At 47.2% G+C, this 20,153-nt stretch carries 19 protein-coding genes; 6 read left to right on the plus strand and 13 right to left on the minus strand.

The features are described 5' to 3' along the window. Positions 1 to 107: 107 nt before the first annotated feature. The 5 genes from QUA56_RS33705 to QUA56_RS33725 all read right to left on the minus strand — a co-directional run bounded on the left by QUA56_RS33705 (position 108) and on the right by QUA56_RS33725 (position 6,042). Positions 108 to 1,439, minus strand: a complete 1,332-nt coding sequence (locus QUA56_RS33705) for an adenylate/guanylate cyclase domain-containing protein (protein WP_333367488.1) — start codon at positions 1,437 to 1,439, stop codon at positions 108 to 110. Continuing rightward, a complete protein-coding gene (locus QUA56_RS33710; RefSeq protein WP_333367491.1) occupies positions 1,436 to 1,828 on the minus strand; it encodes a response regulator in 393 nt (130 codons plus the stop codon). Before QUA56_RS33710 ends, QUA56_RS33705 begins: the two co-directional genes overlap by 4 nt. A gap of 22 nt (positions 1,829 to 1,850) precedes the next feature. Beyond that, positions 1,851 to 4,607, minus strand: coding sequence for an ATP-binding protein (locus QUA56_RS33715; protein ID WP_333367494.1), 2,757 nt, complete (start codon positions 4,605 to 4,607; stop codon positions 1,851 to 1,853). 243 nt (positions 4,608 to 4,850) lie between these two features. Further along, the gene (locus QUA56_RS33720; protein ID WP_333367497.1) at positions 4,851 to 5,036 is read right to left on the minus strand and encodes a hypothetical protein; all 186 of its coding nucleotides are present in this window, start codon (positions 5,034 to 5,036) and stop codon (positions 4,851 to 4,853) included. Between the two features lie 265 nt (positions 5,037 to 5,301). Continuing rightward, entirely contained in the window at positions 5,302 to 6,042 is a 741-nt protein-coding gene (locus QUA56_RS33725; RefSeq protein WP_333367500.1) for a response regulator transcription factor, read from the minus strand. A 554-nt stretch (positions 6,043 to 6,596) separates the two neighbouring features. Here QUA56_RS33725 and QUA56_RS33730 point away from each other — a divergent pair. After that, complete coding sequence (locus tag QUA56_RS33730; protein WP_333367502.1) at positions 6,597 to 7,343, plus strand: creatininase family protein; 747 nt, start codon at positions 6,597 to 6,599, stop codon at positions 7,341 to 7,343. A 150-nt stretch (positions 7,344 to 7,493) separates the two neighbouring features. Here the strand turns inward: QUA56_RS33730 and rpsF are convergent, their stop codons facing one another. Next, the gene (gene rpsF, locus QUA56_RS33735) at positions 7,494 to 7,829 is read right to left on the minus strand and encodes a 30S ribosomal protein S6 (protein WP_333367505.1); all 336 of its coding nucleotides are present in this window, start codon (positions 7,827 to 7,829) and stop codon (positions 7,494 to 7,496) included. A gap of 66 nt (positions 7,830 to 7,895) precedes the next feature. Between rpsF and QUA56_RS33740 the strand changes: the two genes are divergently transcribed. Together QUA56_RS33740 and QUA56_RS33745 are read left to right on the plus strand one after the other, a co-directional pair. After that, positions 7,896 to 8,762 carry a carbohydrate ABC transporter permease gene (locus tag QUA56_RS33740; RefSeq protein ID WP_333367508.1) on the plus strand — a complete coding sequence of 289 codons (867 nt, stop codon included), beginning with the start codon at positions 7,896 to 7,898 and terminating at the stop codon, positions 8,760 to 8,762. A gap of 90 nt (positions 8,763 to 8,852) precedes the next feature. Continuing rightward, positions 8,853 to 9,329 (plus strand): nuclear transport factor 2 family protein, encoded by a 477-nt coding sequence (locus tag QUA56_RS33745; protein WP_333367511.1) that lies wholly within the window; start codon positions 8,853 to 8,855, stop codon positions 9,327 to 9,329. Between the two features lie 244 nt (positions 9,330 to 9,573). Here the strand turns inward: QUA56_RS33745 and QUA56_RS33750 are convergent, their stop codons facing one another. Next, complete coding sequence (locus tag QUA56_RS33750; RefSeq protein ID WP_333367513.1) at positions 9,574 to 12,102, minus strand: HDIG domain-containing metalloprotein; 2,529 nt, start codon at positions 12,100 to 12,102, stop codon at positions 9,574 to 9,576. Positions 12,103 to 12,207: 105 nt separating this feature from the next. Between QUA56_RS33750 and QUA56_RS33755 the strand changes: the two genes are divergently transcribed. Then, complete coding sequence (locus QUA56_RS33755; protein ID WP_333367515.1) at positions 12,208 to 12,363, plus strand: hypothetical protein; 156 nt, start codon at positions 12,208 to 12,210, stop codon at positions 12,361 to 12,363. A 200-nt stretch (positions 12,364 to 12,563) separates the two neighbouring features. Here the strand turns inward: QUA56_RS33755 and QUA56_RS33760 are convergent, their stop codons facing one another. The 6 genes from QUA56_RS33760 to glyA form a co-directional block, all read right to left on the minus strand. Then, the gene (locus tag QUA56_RS33760) at positions 12,564 to 13,721 is read right to left on the minus strand and encodes an ADP-ribosylglycohydrolase family protein (protein ID WP_333367518.1); all 1,158 of its coding nucleotides are present in this window, start codon (positions 13,719 to 13,721) and stop codon (positions 12,564 to 12,566) included. A 176-nt stretch (positions 13,722 to 13,897) separates the two neighbouring features. Next, positions 13,898 to 14,338, minus strand: coding sequence for a type II 3-dehydroquinate dehydratase (gene aroQ / locus QUA56_RS33765; protein ID WP_138920973.1), 441 nt, complete (start codon positions 14,336 to 14,338; stop codon positions 13,898 to 13,900). A 112-nt stretch (positions 14,339 to 14,450) separates the two neighbouring features. After that, positions 14,451 to 14,588: a hypothetical protein gene (locus QUA56_RS33770; protein WP_006631912.1), complete on the minus strand. Its 138-nt coding sequence runs from the start codon at positions 14,586 to 14,588 to the stop codon at positions 14,451 to 14,453. Between the two features lie 297 nt (positions 14,589 to 14,885). Further along, positions 14,886 to 16,142: a competence/damage-inducible protein A gene (locus tag QUA56_RS33775; RefSeq protein ID WP_333367521.1), complete on the minus strand. Its 1,257-nt coding sequence runs from the start codon at positions 16,140 to 16,142 to the stop codon at positions 14,886 to 14,888. A 134-nt stretch (positions 16,143 to 16,276) separates the two neighbouring features. Continuing rightward, on the minus strand, positions 16,277 to 17,332 hold the full coding sequence (locus QUA56_RS33780; RefSeq protein ID WP_333367524.1) for an MraY family glycosyltransferase: 1,056 nt from the start codon (positions 17,330 to 17,332) through the stop codon (positions 16,277 to 16,279). 456 nt (positions 17,333 to 17,788) lie between these two features. After that, on the minus strand, positions 17,789 to 19,072 hold the full coding sequence (gene glyA, locus QUA56_RS33785) for a serine hydroxymethyltransferase (RefSeq protein WP_333367527.1): 1,284 nt from the start codon (positions 19,070 to 19,072) through the stop codon (positions 17,789 to 17,791). Positions 19,073 to 19,240: 168 nt separating this feature from the next. Here glyA and QUA56_RS33790 point away from each other — a divergent pair, with 168 nt between their 5' ends. Then, positions 19,241 to 19,438 carry a hypothetical protein gene (locus QUA56_RS33790; protein ID WP_006631916.1) on the plus strand — a complete coding sequence of 66 codons (198 nt, stop codon included), beginning with the start codon at positions 19,241 to 19,243 and terminating at the stop codon, positions 19,436 to 19,438. 142 nt (positions 19,439 to 19,580) lie between these two features. Continuing rightward, positions 19,581 to 20,054: a Tic20 family protein gene (locus QUA56_RS33795; protein WP_333367530.1), complete on the plus strand. Its 474-nt coding sequence runs from the start codon at positions 19,581 to 19,583 to the stop codon at positions 20,052 to 20,054. Positions 20,055 to 20,153: the final 99 nt, after the last annotated feature.

Genomic DNA, 20,153 nt, shown 5'->3' on the forward strand with positions numbered 1-20,153 from the left:
GAGCGAGACCAGAATCCTTGCAGTGCGAGCCAGAAAGCTCGCGTATAATGCAAGCAAATCATTTAGGATTGCTATATCATTCCGGTGCTTGTTTGTCCCGGAATGTATTAAATAAAGTCCGATCGACTTTGGGGCAATATTACCTGCAACTCCTGACAGCGTTGCAGATAATTTTGCGCCACCCGATCCAGGGGATTTTTTCGCAGGCAATCAGCAAACATTTCTGCTGCTTCTTGATGTTTAGCAGCAGCGTAGTTGTACAGCGCTTCTAAAAATACGGGCAAAGTTGCTAATTTGCCTTCTTTCACTTCTGGTGTATCGGCATCAAACACTTCGTAAATCGTCACCAAATCCGATTTACCTTTCACTCGAACACAGCCGATATTTCGGATTGCATAACTTGCTGTATCGCTCAACTCTAAAAAAGTATTTTGAGTAATCAACATCGACACCCCGTAGCTTTTCGTCAAGCTTTCCACGCGCGAGGCTAAATTCACCGCGTCGCCAATCACCGTACTGTCCATCCTGTTAGTTGACCCGACTGTTCCTAACCTCAATGAACCCGTATTGATGCCAATCCCAATTTTAATAGGTGCGTAGCTGCAACTAATGCGATGTTGATTGTATTCATGGAGACTGTGCAGCATAGAAATTCCTGCCTTGACTGCATCGTCTGCACTGTAGCCAAACAACGCCATAATTGCATCGCCAATATATTTATCAATAAAGCCATGATTTTTAATAATGCTTGGCTCCATTCGACTCAAATAAGAATTAATAAAATTGAAATTTTCCTGCGGTGTCATTTTCTCCGAAAGATCCGTAAAATCCCGAATATCGGAAAACAATATTGACATTTCCTTTTCTACACTCTCGCCGAGTCGAACGTCGCTCAAGCTATCGTGGCTTAGCAGCGAGACAAATTCATTCGGCACAAAGCGTTTAGCAGCTTCTGTTAATTTTAATTGCTGTGACAGGGCAAATTCTAATTCCTGATTGATTTTCCGAAGTTCGGCATTTTGTTCTGCTAGTTTTTTATCCTGACTGTAACTGTTGACGGCTTCTGTAACAGTCAATTTCAAGTCTTCTGTTTGCCAAGGTTTGCCGATGTAGCGGTATAGTTTGGCTTGTTTGATGGCATTTCCTACCGCCTCAATAGTCGCCTGACCGGTTAGCATCACTTTGAGAGTTTTGGGAGAAATTTCGTGAACTAGCCGCAACAATTCATCTCCTTTCATGTCCGGCATCACGTAATCCGAGATAATTAAAGGGATTTCATACTCGTCTTCGAGCAATTCAGCAATTAACTCTAGGGCATCTTTACCTCCTTCGGCAATTTCAATGCGATAAGTATTGCCTAAAGCCTCTTTTAATTCACTTTTAAGACTTTTCAAAATAGTTTTTTCATCGTCAACGCAAATAATGACTTGTTTGATCATAGCGATAAGGCCGTTTTAATGGTTTCGATCAGCTCTGATTCCGACCAAGGTTTCGGCAAACACCGATGGAGGTTGGCTTCGTCAAAAGCCCTCTTCACTGCCTCTTCATCAGCTTGACCTGTCAGCATAATTTTTACTATGTTCGGGAATTTTTGATGGACGCGAATCAGAAATTCATCTCCTTTCATTCCTGGCATTAACCAATCCGATACAATCAAGATAATCGAAATTTCGCCGTCATTTAATTCATCAATTAACTCTAAAGCATCGGCGGGATTTTCTGCTAGCTCATACAAGTAAGCATTCCCAAAGGCTGATTTTAGTTGAGTTTTTAGGCTGTGTAAAACTACTTTTTCGTCATCAACACACAGGATGATTGGTTTAGACATTTTTGCTGGCTTAACTAATTGTTTAGGGGAGATTGACTGGCAAAACAACCGTAAAAGTTGTTTTGCCGGGAACCGATGCAACTTCTATTTTGCCGCGATGTTTGTCAACTATCTTTCTGACTATATCGAGGCCCAGACCGCTGCCTTCTCCGGGGGGTTTAGTTGTGAAGAAGGGAGCGAATATTTTGGGCATGACTTCTGGAGGAATTCCTTTGCCGCTATCCGTAACGCCGACTTTTATATAGTTGCTTTCGTGAACGATGTCCAGAGTTAATGTGCCTTTATTGTCCATCGCTTGCAGGGCGTTGTGAATCAGATTTGTCCAGACCTGATTCAGTTGGTCTACATAGCAAAGCACAGGCGGTATTTTTTGGAAATTGCGGATCACTTCTACGCCGTGTCTGAGGTTATTTTGATACAGGGTGAGTACGGTTTCTATGCCTTCAGTTATATTAGATTGAACCATCGTTTCTGATGAGTCGTAACGGGCATAAGTTTTCAGGGCAAAGACGACTTTAGAAGCGCGCTCGGCTGCGGTATTAATTGTTTGGGTTCCTCGCTGGATTTCTGAGAGTTTGTAAGCCATTTCTAAGATGCGATCGCGATCGACCTTTTGCAGCAGAGACAGAAAGTCGTCGGCCTCGTAAATCCCCATATCTACCAAGGTGTCGGCGATATCATCCGCTTCGTCAATGTCTTCGCCTTCGAGTTGACTAATTAAAGCCCGCTTTAACTTCCTTTCTTCTTTAGCTGTTAAAGTCATATCTTTTTGTAGCGAGCGATACATTAATTCGCGGAAATTTTCAGATTCTGCGGGCGAAAGCGACTGAAACATTGACGGCAAATTCGTGAGAGTTTGACCCAAAAAATTAGTCATATTTCCAGCACTCGATCGGATCGCACCCAGCGGAGTATTCAATTCGTGGGCAACTCCGGCGACTAATTGACCTAAAGCTGCCATTTTTTCGGAATGAATCAGCTCTTCCTGAGTCGTTTGCAGGTTGTCTAATGCTGTTTTGAGTTCTTGGGTTCTTTCGGCGACTTGAAATTCGAGAGTGCGGTTGTATTCCGCTACCAATTTTTCGGCTTGTTTGCGTTGAGTGATGTCGGCAAAAGCTGCGATCGCATAACTCACCTTTCCTTTGTCATCATAGATGGGCGTGCCCCAAACCTCGATCGGAATAATCCTCCTGTCAGGCTGCCGAATTTCCATATCATCAACGTTAACGCTGGCCCCTTTAAAAGCATTGATAATTGGATCTTTTTCGGCGGGATAAATTTCGTTGCTACCTGCTAGATAAGCTTGATAAATCTCTCGAAGTTCAGACGCATTATTAGCAACTTTATCTGTACCTAATAAATCCAGAGCGCGAGAATTAACATAATAAGGCTTGTCGCTAGAATTGGCTACAAATATACCAATTGGAACCGCTTCTAAAATTTGGTAAAGTCTGCTTTTACTCTCAGATAATTCGGTATTCAAAGCTTGCAATTCCGCAAAGGATACTTGCAGTTGAGCCGCCATACTATTAAATGAATTTGCAAGTTCCCCGACTTCATCATCGCGGTTAATTATTACACTTTTACCCCATTCACCTTTAGCAATTTTTTTAGCAGCATCGTTCAAAGATAAAATTGGTTTAGTTACCCACCTAGCCGTAATAATTCCGACAATTATCGCCACAATTAAAGCAGCAGCGCACAACAAAATTGTTGCGGTATTATTGGCATTAATTTGTGCCATGAAATCGGCTTCGGGAACCACCACTACAATCAACCAATCCAATCCTTTGTCATCTTGCCAAGGCAGAACTTGTAAAAATTGTTTTTTACCCCGAACATCAAATTCTAGTGACTGCGAAGTTTTCAGAGATTGGAACTTGTTAAAATTGGCTGCTAAATATTGAGCCGTGGTTTTGGTAAAAGTATTTTTACTGTCAATTGCTTTAACTCGTTCGGCTCCGTAGTCTTTTTTAACGGCGTGAAACGGTCTTTCTCCTGTCGAAGTTGCGACCAACATTCCCGAGCGCTCAATAATAAAAACTTGTCCGTTTTTGCCGATTTCCAAGCTTTGCAAAAACTGGCCAAGGGTGGACAAATTAATATTAGTTAGCAGCACCCCTTGCAATTTTCCTTGTTTGTCGTAGAAAGGCATAGATGCGCCGAGATAAGCCGTAATGCCGGCCGTATTGGAATAAATCTCGCTCCAGGTGGGTTTGCCAGCAGCTACCGCAGCTTTGTACCACGGGCGAGTGCGCGGGTCGAAATTAGTTTTGTTGTTTAATAATGCGCCAATTTCCCCTGATTTATTGGTAGTATAGGTGCGAAAATCATAGTTACTTGCTGCAGTCGATACCCTCAAAGTCAGCGAACCATTATCGAGCCTTTCTGCCCCCAAGTTGTCTCTTTGTTCTAAACCTAAACCCGTAAAAGTGAGCGTGTCAAATATCTGAAGCTGCCGCCAAAAATGACGCTGTAAAACAGGTAAATCTTGCAAATTCAGCGTACCGATCTCGATCGCCGCAGCATTGATCTGGTTGACCTGATGGGGTACAATCAGGTAAGTAGCCAGATTTTGTTCGACGCGGCTGCCTACTTCTGCCATCAATCGATCGGCAATTTTATTGACTGCCTTTTGTCCGTTTTTAAATGAGAGATATCCTACCAGTCCCACCGCCACGAAAATTTGCAAGACGAAGGGAACTATCAGAACTGTTCGCAGGGTGCGGGAGCGAGCAGTTTTGGCAGCGAAGCTACCAGCAGATTTAGTTCTGTTCATAATGAGAATCCTCGATTGTCATATCCTGGCGCTTTCCATTCACTGCTTGATAGTCCTAAATCAACCATGACTTAATGACTCAGTAGCGGCAGATTCATCAAACGGCACGTATCCTACAGGGACTTATGCTCAAGGCAGGAGGCAGGAGGCACTTATGCTGAAGGCAGGTTTTGGTTCAACTCCTGGATACAATCCTTCCCCTGAGTCCTAACCTTTTTTAACACAAGCCAGAGGAACTAATCTTCAGGTGGGTGATGCCCACCGTAAATAGGGCTTGCTGAAAAACTCTACAGAGCGAATAAGCTCGCGCCACACAGCTTGAAAAATAGTAGGTTCGTCGCTTATTTCTCCAATTAACCCAGCGGCTTCCCGCGAAAGTGCAAGGGTTTTGAGCCTCGCTTCTGCTATAAATTGTACTTGCTCGGTCAAAAAAAAGATTAAAACTCACATCTTGCACCATTCTCAAGAACAGGCAAGATGCCTGTTCCACAAATAATTAATTTCTTGTGGGGTGGGCATCCTGCCCGCCCATAAAAACCTTATTGAGAATGGTGCAATATCTCAGTTAAAACCCCGATCGGGTCTGCCTTCTGCTTTTATTCAGCAAACCCTGCACAGACAAATAAGGACACAACAATGTTGTGTCCCTACGTCAATTGGAATGCAACTTCCAACCCTAGAACTGACTTGAAATTCAACCAAATCGATAGCCGAACCCCCGTATCGTAATAATATATTCCGGTTTGCCCGGATCGATTTCCAACTTTTCGCGCAGCCAGCGGATGTGAACATCAACTGTTTTGCTATCTCCGATAAAATCTTGACCCCAAATTTTTTCCAGCAACTGATCGCGAGACCAAACTCGCCGGGGATTACTCATAAATAGTTCTAGTAAGCGAAACTGTTTAGGAGAAAATTTTACTTCAAGGCCGCGAACCAACACGCGGCACTCTTCAGGATACAGAGTTATGCTCTTATATTGCAGCATCACCGGTTGCGGTAACTGACCGAGGCGCTGGCGTCGCATCAGCGCCCGACAGCGAGCGATAAACTCTCGCATTCCAAAAGGCTTGGTCAGATAATCATCCGATCCGGCTTCTAGGTAAAAAGCGCAATTGTTGGCACTTCCTCTAGCACCGATAATCAAAATAGGTACGGGATTTCCTTGATGCCGTAACATTCGACACAGATCCAAACCGTTAATGGAATCCATAATTAACAGGTTAAAGGCAAATTCACTGTGGTATGACGAAGAAGCCTGCACAGAAGGCAGAGCGTTGCGCCCGTCGCTAGTAACCACCACCTCGTAGCCCTGTTCTTTAAGGGCTAAAGCTAGCATTTCCCGCAACAGATCTTCACCTTCCAATAACAAGATACGGCCGGCTTGTCCAACAGCCAACCTTGAAGGACTTTCGCTTAATTCAGCAGAAGACATAAATATCAGTGGGAGTTATGTTTGTATGTGGCTAGCGTGAGGCGCCTTCTTCAGTAGCTGAGGTCCTCTCGCGCTGCGATCGCTTGTACGAGCGCCGTTTGTTCGTTAGCGAAGCCCTCGAAGAGGATCGCTTAAAATCCTTCGCCAGTCCATCCAACAGAGACGCGCTCGACCTTTGCTACTTGCTCGTGCAAGGAATACAGCCTTAGAGCAGTTGCCGGAGCCGCGCTGTCTGCGTGCGTCCAGGCGTCAGAAGCCCGGTCATTTTTAGGGGTCGGTGTTAATTTCATAAAACATTGCCCGCTGTTTGTTGACCAGGTAACACCCAATCTATAGGGAGATGCTTGCTATACTACTCTTAAAAGGTTATTAAAAGGTAAAGTTTTGGCGATCGATTGGTTAAATTATTAAGGTTAAGTAATATAACTGTAAAGTTGCGATCGCAATGTAGAGCTTTGTTTAAGAATACAATAATAAGTTTGCCCAAAGTCCTTTTTCTTCGCCTGCCGGCTACGATCGACCATAGCAAGTAAAAATTCTATAGACTGCCTATAATGTTGCTGCATTTGAGTACCTGGCCCGAGGTAGAAGCTTATCTAGAGAGCTCCCAAGGCATAATTATCCCGATCGGCTCTACCGAACAGCACGGGCCCACCGGCTCGATCGGCACTGACGCTATTGCTGCCAAGGCGATCGCCCGCGGTGTCGGCGAAGCTGCCAATGCCTTAATCGCCCCGACAATTAATGTCGGGATGGCCTTGCACCACACCAGCTTTCCCGGCACAATCAGCCTGCGACCGCAGACGCTGATACTGGTAATCAGGGATTATATCACATCTTTGGCAAAAGCTGGATTTGAGAAATATTTCTTCATCAACGGTCACGGCGGCAACATTGCCACGATGAAAGCAGCATTTTCCGAGACTTACGCGCATTTGTCGGACTTGAATCTACCAAATGCCGATCGAATCCAGTGTCAAATCGGCAACTGGTTCATGTGCGGTTCAGTCTACAAACTCGCAAAAGAATTGTACGGAAACCAAGAAGGTTCCCACGCCACCCCCAGCGAAATCGCCTTAACCCAGTACCTTTATCCCGAAGCCATCAAGCAAGCTCCGCTTTCGGAAAAAGTTGCTTCCGGGCACAAAATTTACGGTGCTGCTGATTTCCGCCGCCGATTTCCCGACGGCAGAATGGGTTCAAATCCGGCCTTAGCAACCCCCGAACACGGCCAGCAGTTTTACGAGTTAGCAGTCAAAGAATTGACTAATAATTATTTGGAGTTTTTGAACTCAGATTAACGCTGTTTCTGTTGCACCATTGTCAATCGGCCTTTGACGGGCGGGCAGGATGCCCGCCCCACAATCAAACTTAATCTTGTTTGTGGAACAGGCATCTTGCCTGTTCTTGAGAATGGTGCAAGATGTCAGTAACGAGTAAAAAAACTCGTTTTAGGCGGCGACTTCCGCTTCAGCTTCCGCTTCAGGTGCATCTGGCACATCTTGCTTGATCGTCAAATAGCGAATCACTTCCTCGCTCAGACGCATCGCGCGCTCCAGGGTAAAGATTGCAGCGCCCGGAGCTGTATAGTTCATTTGAACGTATACTCCGTCCCGGTGCTTGCCGATTTCGTAAGCCAAACGGCGCTTGCCGCGGTGCTGAGTTTCGATATTTTCAGCACCTTGATCGCGCAAAATAGTTTGATATTTCGCGATCGCCTGGTCTGTCATTTCCTCACCCAAATCTGGGCGCAGAATGTACATAGTTTCGTAAATAAACGGTTTCATGGCAATAATCCCCTTATGGACAACAAGGCTTCTCACGAAGCAAGGACTTATCATCATATCCCAACAATGAACAATCTCAAAACTAAAAAATCAAATTCCCCAAACAAAACTCCCTCGCGGTTGAGCATCCTGTGGACGTACAGCATCATGAGCGCGATCGCACTTTTAATGCTGTTTCCCCTGCTGTGGCTGCTCAGTACCTCCCTCAAATCCCCCACCGAAAACATCTTTCAATTTCCCCCGCAACTGTTACCGCAACAGCCAACCCTGGAAAACTTCATCAAAGTTTGGCAAACCAACCCCTTCGGCCGCTACCTGTTCAACAGCAGCCTGATTGCCGGCCTCACAGTTAGCATCAACGTCCTGTTTTGCGCTCTCGCTGCTTACCCCTTAGCCCGACTTAACTTTCGCGGCCGCGAAGCCATCTTAATCGCGATCGTTTCCACAATCATGATTCCCTTCCAAATAGTCATGATTCCCCTGTACGTATTGACAGTACAACTCGGATTAAAAAATAGCTATTTAGGCGTAATTTTTCCCGGACTCGCCTCAGCCTTCGGCATATTTTTATTGCGGCAAGCATTCCTTCAAGTTCCCAAAGAACTCGAAGAAGCCGCCCGCATCGACGGCTGCAGCGAATTAGGCATTTGGTGGCACGTGATGATTCCGGCAATTAAGCCGGCTTTAGTTACTTTAGGAATTTTCGTATTTATCGGTTCTTGGAGCGATTTTCTGTGGCCGCTGCTAGTTTTAGACAGGCCGGAATATTACACGTTACCTTTAGGCGTAGCCAATTTAGCCGGGACATTTTCTTTGGATTGGCGTTTAGTTGCGGCGGGTTCCATTATTTCTATTGTTCCAGTTTTAGGACTCTTTTTGCTTTTGCAAAAATACATTGTGCCGACCGAAACAGCCGCCGGAGTCAAGGGATAGAATCAAGATAAACAATCGGCATTTATCTGCGTTCATCTGCGGTTAAAAATTAAAATCTTTTGAACTCACAACTCACAAAATTTATTTTTTATGTACCAACTGCGAGACATCCGCTGGATTATCGATCGCGCTGCTGTCGTAGATACGATCGTAGCATTTGCAAATGCGATCGATGCCCAAGACTGGCAAAAATTGCGATCGCATCTAGCCGACGAAATAGATATCGACTATTCGGAATTCAGGGGTGAAACTCCCCGACGAGTAACCGCAGAAGAATACATAAAACAGCGCGTCGAAGGCCTTGCGGGTTTGCGAACGCTGCACGTCAGCACGAATCACGAAGTAACTATTAACAATAATACTGCCGAATGCAAGTCTGTCTATCAAATTTATCGACTTGACCCGACTCGCGAATCGGGACAGAATCGGTTTGATACAGCAGGAAACTATTTTCACTCCTTAATTCAAACAGACGGACTGTGGCTAATCGCAGGAATCAAGCAAACTGTGGTGATTGTCAGCGGCAATCCTCAAGTGCATGGCGCATTGCGCGGTACATCGCAATAAAATCAGAATTGATCTCATATCAATTCCGGTTGCATCGGAATTAATATTACCCGAAATCAGGACACGGCAGTGCCGTGTCCCTACTATCTGGCGCGCAAGAAACGGCACTGCCGTGTCCTCTATATCATTCCGGCGCAGCCGGAATTGATCTCATGTCCGGTTAATCAGTTATCATTTGAGTGCGAGCGAGACGCTCGCACTCGCAAATAAATATAAGCAATCGCTTTTAAAATCTAAAACCCCTCTACCTGGGAGTGAAAACAGCACTAGGATAAGCAATTCGCTTGTGATTGAACTGTTCCCAAACCCGCACAAAAATCTCCGCAATTAGAGACATATCCTCCCGAGTCAAACCCGAATCGAGCAACTGATTATCCTGCCAGCGAGCCCTCAAAATCTTATTAACCATATTCAAAGCCTCTTCATGAGTAGCATCCTTGAGCGATCGCAAAGCAGCCTCGCAAGAATCCGCCAACATCAGAATTCCCGTTTCCCGCGACTGCGGAATCGGCCCGTCGTAGCGAAAATCCTCCTCCCTCACTTCCCGACTTGCGATTGTTAACTTTGAATTATCCGCATCTGCCAAAGCAATCATTAAATCTTCTGATTCTTTTGCAGCAATTTGCTGCGCTTGGTGGTAGAAATAAGCAATTAACATTGTACCTTGGTGTTCGGGAATAAACGCCTGAATCGCCTTCGGCAATCGATGCTTCCGCGCCATCACCAACCCCTCGGTAACGTGCTTTTTAATGAGCTCCGCGCTCGCCCAAGGGTCATTAATTTCATCGTGTTTGTTGCCCCCGCCCATTTGATTTTCACAAAATCCGAGCGGGTCGTGCATTTTTCCAATATCGTGGTATAATGTTCCAGCCCTGACCAGCTCAACATTGCAGCCGAGTTCCCGGGCAGCAGCCTCCGCCAAACTCGCCACAAACAGCGTGTGCTGAAAAGTCCCCGGAGTCTCGGCAGCCAATTTCTTCAACAGCGGGCGGTTGGGATTGGCAAGTTCCGCCAGCCGGATCGGCGTAATCAAGTCAAAAACGTGTTCCAAATAAGGGCTGATGCCGATCGCCACAACGCTCCAAGCCAAACCGGCCAAACTTTGCGCGCCCACAGTACCGAGCACGACGTACCAAATCGCACCGGCAGCCGCGCTGGCAACCAAAGTCCCCACCAGATAAACCGTGCCCTGAGTCAAGCCGACAGCCACTCCCAAAAGAGCCAATTCCTCGCGCGATCGCAGCCGCCCGGCCATAAAAGCGCCCAGCAATCCCCCCGCCCCGCTAGCCACCAAATGAATCAACTCCACATTTAAGCCAACGGGCAGCAGCGCCGACAGCAGCCCCACCACAGTCACTCCCACCGCCGAACCGTAGAAGCCGCCCGCTAAAATCCCGATCGCGGGCAAACTCGTCCAAGGCAGCCCCAAACTCACCAGCACCGGGGCGCTCAAAGTCAGCAGCAGCAATAGCAAATGATCTCTCCGGCGCAAGCGGTAGTGCCTTTCCACCAACAGTACGATCGCAATTGCCCCTCCGACTAAACAAACAAAACCCGTCAGCCCCAGCCAATTCACCCCCCGCCGGCTCAAACCAAAATAGTCCAGCAACACGAAATCTTGCTGCGAGATATCTTCTCCTTCTGCAACAATTATCTCGCCCTGCTCTACTGCGATCATCACCGGTTTCACCTTTTGCGCCGCTAATTCAGCTAGCTGTTTGGTTTCCTCGGGATCTCTCACCAGATTTGGCTGCAAAATCGCTGTTAAACCCTCTACCGCCAAAGCTTGGGACTCTAACGGCACTTCATCAGCCACTTGCAGCCTCACAGCTTCTTTCAAAATCTCTTTTGGCAAGCCCTGCGGGATACCTTGAGCCACCATCCTTTTTGCCGCCCGACTCATACCCGTTTGGGTTTTCTGCCAAGCTGCATCCGACAAATCAAACAGCGAAGTATCGTAAATCTGTGGCAGCCCCACAACCGACGGTTTTCCCAGCGCCTCCACAGCATTGAGATAGCGTCGGCGAGCAGAGGAAATACTGTCTGTCAGGCTTTGAAAGTCTGCCGCCCGAACCGATCGGCTGTAAGCTTGCAGTTGAGCGACAGCATCCTGCTGAGACTTGTTCTCCGTCTGCCCGGCCATTGCGGGGGAACTCAAACTCAATCGCTCGGAACTTGCACTTTTGTCCCCCGCTTGCGCCAAAATCGATCGCCACTCCCACTCGGGACAGCCCCGCAAGTAAACCTGAGCCGCATTTGATAGCGCCGAGGGACTCGCAAACGGAAACCGGCCTACCGCCCCCCGCAGCTCGCTCCCCTGATGCAAAAATTGTTGCAATTCTTGATAAATTTGTCGATCGACCGCAGAATCCAGCATTAATATCGCTACAGCCCCGATCCGCGCTGCTTTCCGCTGTTCTTCAGTAGTTTTGTAATCGGGGATGCTAGCACTAGCAGGCGCCTTAATCGTCTGAGGAGCTTTCGTCCCCACATCCAGTTTGGGCTGATTGTAGAAGCGGTGGCCCAGAGTGCTGCTTAGGGAAACTACCGCGACCAGCGCCAACATAGGGGAACGAGCTTGATTTTTGAGGCTTGATTTTGAGGTTTTACTTGTAAATCTAGTAAAAGTCTCGGGCAGAGTCCATTTCTGGCGCGACAAACGGCTCAGGAGAGACCCGCCAGCGCGATCGGTATCTGCTTTGCTGCCGCCATTTTGCACTTTAGGGTGTTGGCGCAGTGAGCGCGAAGCCCCTAGCTGCTCAATCTGTCGCATCAATGAGGAGAGCGTATTCATTTGTGTCGAAGATATATCACTGTTATCCAGCAGCTTTGTCAGAATTTCTGACTGTGCATCTTGATTGAGTTTATCCGAACTACCGTGGCAGAATATTCAACGCCCCAGGCTACTATGCCTGACTATCACCAGCAGTTGGGTTTTCTGACTGCCGCCAACAACGCAAGCAGCTTCTTTCCTTCCCTTGTCCATCTCGAACAAATCGAGCACGCTGGGGCTAAAAACCCGGTTTTTCCCTAGATTATTCGTTTCCCAACCCCAAATTCTCGTAGAAACCCGTTTTTTGGTGGCAAGCGCGTCCGATTTAATTTTTTACTTTTTAATCTTTAATTGTCGCTCTCCTTGGGCTTTCGTTTTTGACTTGTTAATTCCTAATTCCTAAATTGCTAATTTCTCATTGCTAATTTCTGCTGACCCCTCCCTGTGAAAATCTCAAAAATTTATATTTTACGAGGTCTAATGACATAAGGTGCAGCCACCGCTCTGGCCAGGGCTGCGGAATCCAGGCCGACATCGGGGTTGTAAACTCCCGCCCAAACAGCAAACAGGTTATTTGCTAACTCCACAATTTTTGTATCCCTGCCCATTTCCCAAACCGATGGTTCTGTGCCCTCCGCCAGCGGCAGTGATTCAACCGTAGCCGAAGATACCTGTCTCCATTCTACAGGAATCGCAGCAGCGCCGTTGTAAGCTCCAGACAAAGCTCCCGTCAAAGCGCAGGTGAGTTGTCCGGCTATACCGCAGCGGGCAGCCCGCACCACTGACAAGCGTAAGTCTTCTGGGGTATTCAAAAAACAGTAGAAAGCTACGGCAATGGGAATGAAATTTCCAGGGTAGACAATTGAGTTTGAGTTAGTTTGCGATTTTTTCTTGCCCTCGTCGCTCTGTCTTTCTCGCAAAGCTGTAGCGCTTTTGCACAAGTGAGTTGTGGCTGTTTCTAAATCGGCTCCTTGTTCTAGTAGTATTTGTACTTGCACCAGCAGATATGTTAAGACATTATCTGTTTTCAGGTAGGCAATTGTTTGCTCGATCGCTGTCGCGGGATCGAGTCTTTGTTTGAGAGCGCGGGCGATCGCATATCCGATTGCTAAAACTGCTGTATTCCATTCTGGCTTGTTTTCGTTGGGCCAAACCTCTATCGCCAGCATGATTTTTTCTCGGAGTTTGGCTTTATTTTCGTGAAAAAACATCGCAGCAGGCAGCGCCGCCACGGCAGCTTCGCAAGGGTTAAGGATGCCTTGAAACTCATTGCTTCGCGGATGATAGATTTCCGACTTGGCAAATGCTTCCCAAGTATCGCGCCAATTTTTTAAATCTAAACCCCTACACCGAATTAAACTTTGAGCGCACGCTACCGCAAGTCTCCCGGATTCGGATGAGTCTTTGCTAGTTGGGATTTTGCTGTTGAGAGAATTCAACCCAAATGTTGCCCCACTCAGGGTCAATTGTTGGTGTTTCGTCAGTTGTAAAATCGGCTGCAAGTCTTCTGTTTGGGGGGGGATACCTACGAGTTGCCTCTGGTATTGCAGGCCTATAGAGTCTCCTAAAACTGCCCCCAGTATGGTTCCTTGAAACTTGCTCAACAGGGAATGCCGCATTTGAATTTAACTCAAACTGTTAGTAATTGGTAATTGGTAATTGGTAATTTATCATTCTTCCTGGTTTTCTTCTTTGCCTAACTCTTCTTTGATTAACTTGAATTTAACCCAAACATATAAGGGCTGGTTTTCCATCTAAAACCTGCCCTCATCCGATCGCTACAATCGGTAAATTTTTAATTTTTAATCAGGTAACTAACTAGAGCTTGCAGCCCCAGCCGATAACTTTCTGAGCCAAAACCGCTGATTTGCCCGATCGCCACCGCTGCGATAAACGAGTGGTGCCGAAAAGCTTCCCGGCGGTAAATATTGCTCAGATGAACTTCTACCGCAGGGATATTCACTGCGGCGATCGCGTCTCTAATTGCCACACTCGTATGAGTGTAAGCTCCAGCATTAATCAATAAGCCTTGGTGCTGCCCTAACATTGAGTGAATGGCATCCACCAATACCCCTTCATGATTCGACTGCTGAATTGAGACTTGCACCTGGAGGGCTTGCGCTTCTCGTTCTAGCAACTTGTTGATATCATTTAAAGTCGCAGAACCATAAACTCCAGGTTCTCGCTGACCCAATAGATTCAGATTAGGGCCGTGAAGTACCAGGATATTTAACAATTTTAAAATTTCCAGCGCAACAAAAATTATGAGAGTTTTGACTTGGAATTTAGAACCAGTCTGCCACCTCAAACCTCAAACCTCAAAACTCCAACTTCAAATCCAGTCCCGACTACCGGCGATTTCTCGGTTGGTTGACAGGAATACGAATCGGTTCGAGTTCCGGTTCAGGTTCGGGACTCAGCAGTCCTTCTATCAGCTTGCGAACCCATTCTTTAATTTGTTCCAGCACCTTTTCAATGTCTTCCATTGAACGGATAGCTCCTTTTCTTATAGTCTAGATTGCTAAACCGACGGCTAAATCTCTGAAAATAAGCAAGCACGACTTTGAAACCAGAGGTCAAACTTGCTTTCTCGCTTGCTGGTTGTTTTGAGCAATAGAGAGTCAGTATATTTGCCAATCAGTCCTATCTTATTATCATAACGAATCTTTACAGATAATCAAGAGCCAAAGGGAAAATTGCGGAATTATATCGGAGTAGAGAATGTTAAATAAAGCTTAAGCTTACGGATGACTGTTGACAATTGACAAGACGCTGGATATTTTCTAGGCTTTTGCCAACAATAATTGACGCCGGAGCCGATCGAGCGCCGTACAGCTACTCAGATGGCGAATCCAATCGCGGCCTCGGGCATCGCCAAAGCGGTATTCAAAACTTTCTGCCCCGCCGTGGGAGCCCGCTAAACCGACATAAACCAGTCCGACAGGTTTAGCGTCTGTGCCGCCTCCGGGCCCGGCGATGCCTGTAATGCTCAATCCCCAAGTGGTATTGAGGCGATCGCGCACTCCCGCAGCCATTTGTTTTGCCACTTGGTGGCTGACTGCCCCAAACTCGGCTAAATCTTGCGGATTAACACCTAATAATCCTTCCTTAACCCGATTGTCGTAAGAAATAATCCCGCCTAAAAAGTAGCAAGAACTGCCGGGAACACCCGTCAGCATCGCCCCCAATCCTCCTCCCGTGCAGGATTCAGCCACGCTGAGAGTTTGCCCCGCATCCAGCAGCAATTTGCCCACAGTCGAAGCGAGGGTATCGCTATCAGCACCGTAACAGTCCGAGCCGGCAATTTGTCGCAATTGTTGTTCGATCGGCTCAATCAAATTTTTAGCAGCCGCAGACGACTCCGCGCGGGCCGAAATCCGCAGTTTGACTTCGCCGTGATTGGCGTAGGGAGCCACAGTAGGATTAGTTAAATTGAGAAAACTATCTACTTTTTCGGCCAATGCCGACTCAGCAATCCCCCAAAATTTCAATGTGCGGCTGTAAATAGTTGCGCTGCACCAGCCGCCGTTTTTCAGGTAAGGAACGGCAGTTTCTTGCCACATCAAGTGCATTTCCGCCGGTACGCCGGGAAATGTCATCACTGTCACGTTAGAAACCGGCTGCCAAATAATGCCCGGTGCAGAACCGCTGCGGTTCGGCAGAATGTCCGCACTTTCTGGAATTAAAGCTTGTTTGCGGTTGCTGGGACTCATGGTGCGTCCCCGCTGGGCAAATTTGTATTCGATATCTGCGATAATTTCCGGCTTTTCGATGAGGGGAACCCCAAAAAAATCGGCGATCGTTTCGACTGTGAGGTCGTCTGGTGTGGGCCCGAGACCTCCGGTGAAGAGCAAAATCTGCGATCGGCTGACAGCGATTTCTAACACTTGTTTGATGCGTTCTGGATTGTCCCCCACCACTGTTTGATAGTAGTGAGGGATTCCCAGACTCGCTAATTCTTTGGCTAAAAACTGGGCATTGCTATTAAGAATATCGCCTAACAGCAATTCAGTGCCAACACAAATAATTTCAGCAACCATTATTCGATTTTAGATTTTAGATTTTTTACTGGTTATTGGTTATTAGTTATTGGTTATTGGTTATTGGTCACTAACAACTGACAACTAACAACTAACAACTAACAGTTAACAGTTAACAGTCAACAGTCAACTGACTATCGAGCGTGTCTCCAAACTTTCCAGCTAGCGTATCCCAGCAAACTTGTCGCACCCATAGCGTAAATTACGCCGCTGGGAAGCGAAAAAGCTAGGGCTAAACTTCCCACCCACAGTGTCAGCGAGTAAATAAATAAAACCGCAAATCGATGGGATAGTCCGGCTTGTAGAAGTCGGTGGTGGAGGTGGCGCTTGTCAGCAATAAACGGTGACTTGCCGTTGCGAAGTCGATCGAGAATCACTGCCGACATATCTAAAATCGGTACAGCTAAAATTAAATATGGCAGCAACACAGAAGTAACAGCCGTAGTTTTAACTAACCCAATTACTCCCACTCCAGCGAGAGTAAACCCGATAAAATAAGCCCCGCCATCTCCCATAAAGATTTGAGCCGGATTGAAGTTGTAGCGCAGAAATCCCAAGGCCCCGCCAGCTAAAGCCGCTGCAATTAGGGCCGCGGCCGGTTGGTGCATCGACAGACTGACAATCAGCATCACAACTGCTGCAATCCCTGAAACTCCCGCAGCTAAACCGTCCAAACCGTCAATCCAATTGATGGCGTTGGCCATGCCGACGAGCCAAATCACGGTAATTGGCAAGCTCAGCCAGCCAATATCAGTCAGTCCGAGGGAGGGAACTGTGAGAAACTCAATTTGTACGCCCGCCATCCAAGCGATGCTGGATACCCCAATTTGCATGAGCAAACGTTTGAGGGCTGACAGCGAAAATAGGTCGTCTGCTAAACCGATGAGGAAGAATCCAAGGCCGCCGAGGGTGACTCCCCAAATTTCGTATTCCTCTTTGGGATTGAGAACTTGTCCGCTAGCATCGAGGAAGCCTCCTGAGAGCCAGACAAATAAGAGGGCACTGAGAGTGCCGAGAAAGATGGAAACTCCTCCCAAGCGCACCATTGGGCGCTGGTGGACTTTTCGCTCGCCTGGCCGATCGACTCGCCCGCTTTTGAGACCAATTTTTTTAACTATTGGCGTACTCCAGAGGACGACGATCGCAGAAACCAGAAAAGCTAGTATGTGGTACAGATACTGGTACGGCATCTGAAATCAATATTAAATAGTGCGGGGCAATTAGGCTGTCAGGCAGAGTCTACTACATTTCAGATGGCTTTATAACAAGGAAACATCTTTAAGAGCGACTGGGGGTTTGGAAGCCGGAGAGTTGCAAGGTGGAAGTAGCTCGGGCGCGAATTGTGAGGTTTTTAACTCATAACTCTCGAATTAATGGCTAGCCGATCGATCTTTCGATAGCGAAAGAGTCGATCGATATTGTGCGAGCGGGCCCAGTTGAGCGGTATCTTTCGCAACCGAGAAATACCGTTAGTCAAACCAGCCCCGCCCGACCAATATCTTTAGTAAAAACCGTCCGGGCGAGCGATATAGTTGATAAAAACCGCTTGTCAATATCGCTACCCGCAACTCTCAATCTTTTCCTGCTCTTTTACCCTTTTACCCGTACACTTCCAACTACAAATTCCCCATTGCCGATCAGGAAAATTAAGCTAACGCCGGCACTTTCAAATACAAGTGCGGATATAAAGGAAAGCGATCGCACAGGGCCGCTACTCGTCGCAGGCAGTCGGCGGCAACGCTGTCATCATCTGGATTTAGCAGTCGATCGGCAATAATATTGCCAATCTCGGTAAATTCTGCTGTTCCCATTCCCCTTGTCGTCATCGCTGGCGAACCGAGTCTCAAGCCGCTGGTGACAAAGGGCGATGCCGGATCGAAAGGCACGGTATTTTTATTAGCAGTAATATTCACACCGCTGACTAATTGGTCGGCTCGCTTGCCTGTCATGTTTACCGATCGCAAATCAACTAGCATTAAGTGATTGTCCGTGCCGCCGGAAACGAGTTTTAAACCCCGCTGCTGCAACTGTGCAGCTAAAGCGCGCGCATTTTCAATTACTTGACCGGAATAAGTTTTAAATTCAGGCTTTAATGCTTCGCCAAAAGCTACTGCTTTGCCAGCAATGACGTGTTCTAAGGGGCCACCTTGAGTGCCGGGAAAAACTGCTTTGTCGAACTTTTTGCCTAATTCCGGGTCATTGGTCAAAATCAAGCCACCGCGGGGGCCGCGCAGGGTTTTGTGAGTGGTGGTGGTGACTGCGTGACAGTGGGGGAGGGGGTTGGGGTGGTGTCCTGTGGCGACTAACCCGGCGATGTGGGCGATGTCGGCGAGCAGGTAGGCTCCTATTTCGTCGGCGATCGCTCTAAACTTCTCAAAGTCGATAATTCGCGAATATGCTGAATAGCCGCAAATGAGCAATTTCGGCCGATTTTCTTTGGCACTGGCCAAAATTTCGTCGTAGTCGAGCTGTTCTGTTTCTTGGCTGACGCCGTAGTGAAAAGCTTTGAACCATTTGCCGGATACGTTGACCGGCGAACCGTGGGTCAAGTGTCCGCCGTGGGACAAATCCATGCCCATAATTCCGTCGCCCGGTTCCAGCAAGCTCAAAAATACTGCAAAGTTGGCTTGAGCGCCGGAGTGGGGCTGGACGTTGGCGTGAGCGGCTCCAAATAGCTGTTTGGCGCGGTCGATCGCAATTTGCTCGATGCCGTCAATAAATTCGCAGCCGCCGTAGTAGCGTTTTGCTGGCAGTCCTTCGGCGTATTTATTGGTCAGCACTGAGCCTTGAGCTGCCATTACCGCTGCGGAGGTAAAGTTTTCGCTGGCGATGAGTTCTAAGTGGTCTCGTTGGCGCTGCAGCTCTTGCCCGATTAAATCAGCAATTAGCGGATCGGTTTTGGAAAGGAATTCTAAGTTAGTGTCCGTCACAATAATCAACCTCTTGACAGTTTTGGGATTGGGAATTGGGGATCTTTTAGCCTACTACGGATTTCGCATCATTGACAGAAATATTACGTTGTGTTCAGGTTAAGCGGTTTGTCCCAAACTCCTGACATACAATGAAATTACTGGTGTGAAGCCTGCCGGAGGTATCAAATGTTAGTCATTTTAATGGAAAATCAGATGCTTGCCCCTCAGTGTGTTTGCCAAAGTTGTTTGCTGGCCGATCGCACTGGCCAACCGCGCTGGAGCGGTGGAGAGCTTCGCTGCGGTCATCCAGTTGCTAAACCTACGGAAAATTTGCCCGATCGGTACGAGTGTCAAATGGGCTTCGTCATTGCCAATATTAAATAAGAAAGACTACATTTGGTAGTTGAGGCTGCTCCCCGCTGAGTGAAAAGCAAGTTCCGGCAGAGTCGAAACACAAACCCTGCTGCTGCGTTATCCTGAGTTTAATGGAATTAATAGTTAATCGATCGACTCAGGAGAGTTCATTATGACTTGGCGCGGATCTACAACTGTTCCAGACCGGATTTTTGCTTCTTTGCCTTATTTGCTCCCGCTGATTGACGGGCTGTCGTTTGGCAGGTTTCTGTTTACACAGTTTCCTGTCCTGCAACTGTTGTTGATACCGCTAGCTCCATTGATGCAACTTTATAGTTTGCCCTTTGCTAGCTTGATTATCTTCTTTGCCCTGTATTTGGGAGTAGTTAGAAACGAAAACATCAGTCACTTCATTCGTTTTAATGCGATGCAGGCGATTCTTTTAGACATTGTTTTGATGCTGTGCGGTCTGGTTTTGCCGATTTTTTCTAAAGGCTTGCAAGTCGCATTTGTTGCGGAAACTCTGTATAACATGGTATTTTTGGGCGCTTTTGCTGCATTTGTCTATGCAGTCGTTCAGTCGCTTTTGGGACGCTATGCAGAGATTCCTCCGCTTTCGGATGCTGTTTATATGCAGGTACGGTAGTCAGTTGGCAGTTGGTTGTTGGCAGTTGTTAGTTGTTAGTTGTTAGTTGTTAGTTGTTAGTTGTTAGTTGTTAGTTGTTAGTTGTTAGTTGTTAGTTGT

Source organism: Microcoleus sp. N3A4, assembly GCF_036701805.1.
Taxonomy (GTDB): domain Bacteria; phylum Cyanobacteriota; class Cyanobacteriia; order Cyanobacteriales; family Microcoleaceae; genus Microcoleus.

Excerpts from the sequence above, each read along its gene's own strand:
- QUA56_RS33705 (WP_333367488.1), bottom strand. The coding sequence starts at position 1,439 with ATGATCAAACAAGTCATTATTTGCGTTGACGATGAAAAAACTATTTTG.
- QUA56_RS33710 (WP_333367491.1), bottom strand. The coding sequence starts at position 1,828 with ATGTCTAAACCAATCATCCTGTGTGTTGATGACGAAAAAGTAGTTTTA.
- QUA56_RS33715 (WP_333367494.1), bottom strand. The coding sequence starts at position 4,607 with ATGAACAGAACTAAATCTGCTGGTAGCTTCGCTGCCAAAACTGCTCGC.
- QUA56_RS33725 (WP_333367500.1), bottom strand. The coding sequence starts at position 6,042 with ATGTCTTCTGCTGAATTAAGCGAAAGTCCTTCAAGGTTGGCTGTTGGA.
- QUA56_RS33730 (WP_333367502.1), top strand. The coding sequence starts at position 6,597 with ATGTTGCTGCATTTGAGTACCTGGCCCGAGGTAGAAGCTTATCTAGAG.
- rpsF (WP_333367505.1), bottom strand. The coding sequence starts at position 7,829 with ATGAAACCGTTTATTTACGAAACTATGTACATTCTGCGCCCAGATTTG.
- QUA56_RS33740 (WP_333367508.1), top strand. The coding sequence starts at position 7,896 with ATGAACAATCTCAAAACTAAAAAATCAAATTCCCCAAACAAAACTCCC.
- QUA56_RS33745 (WP_333367511.1), top strand. The coding sequence starts at position 8,853 with ATGTACCAACTGCGAGACATCCGCTGGATTATCGATCGCGCTGCTGTC.
- QUA56_RS33750 (WP_333367513.1), bottom strand. The coding sequence starts at position 12,102 with ATGCGACAGATTGAGCAGCTAGGGGCTTCGCGCTCACTGCGCCAACAC.
- QUA56_RS33760 (WP_333367518.1), bottom strand. The coding sequence starts at position 13,721 with ATGCGGCATTCCCTGTTGAGCAAGTTTCAAGGAACCATACTGGGGGCA.
- QUA56_RS33770 (WP_006631912.1), bottom strand. The coding sequence starts at position 14,588 with ATGGAAGACATTGAAAAGGTGCTGGAACAAATTAAAGAATGGGTTCGC.
- QUA56_RS33775 (WP_333367521.1), bottom strand. The coding sequence starts at position 16,142 with ATGGTTGCTGAAATTATTTGTGTTGGCACTGAATTGCTGTTAGGCGAT.
- QUA56_RS33780 (WP_333367524.1), bottom strand. The coding sequence starts at position 17,332 with ATGCCGTACCAGTATCTGTACCACATACTAGCTTTTCTGGTTTCTGCG.
- QUA56_RS33790 (WP_006631916.1), top strand. The coding sequence starts at position 19,241 with ATGTTAGTCATTTTAATGGAAAATCAGATGCTTGCCCCTCAGTGTGTT.
- QUA56_RS33795 (WP_333367530.1), top strand. The coding sequence starts at position 19,581 with ATGACTTGGCGCGGATCTACAACTGTTCCAGACCGGATTTTTGCTTCT.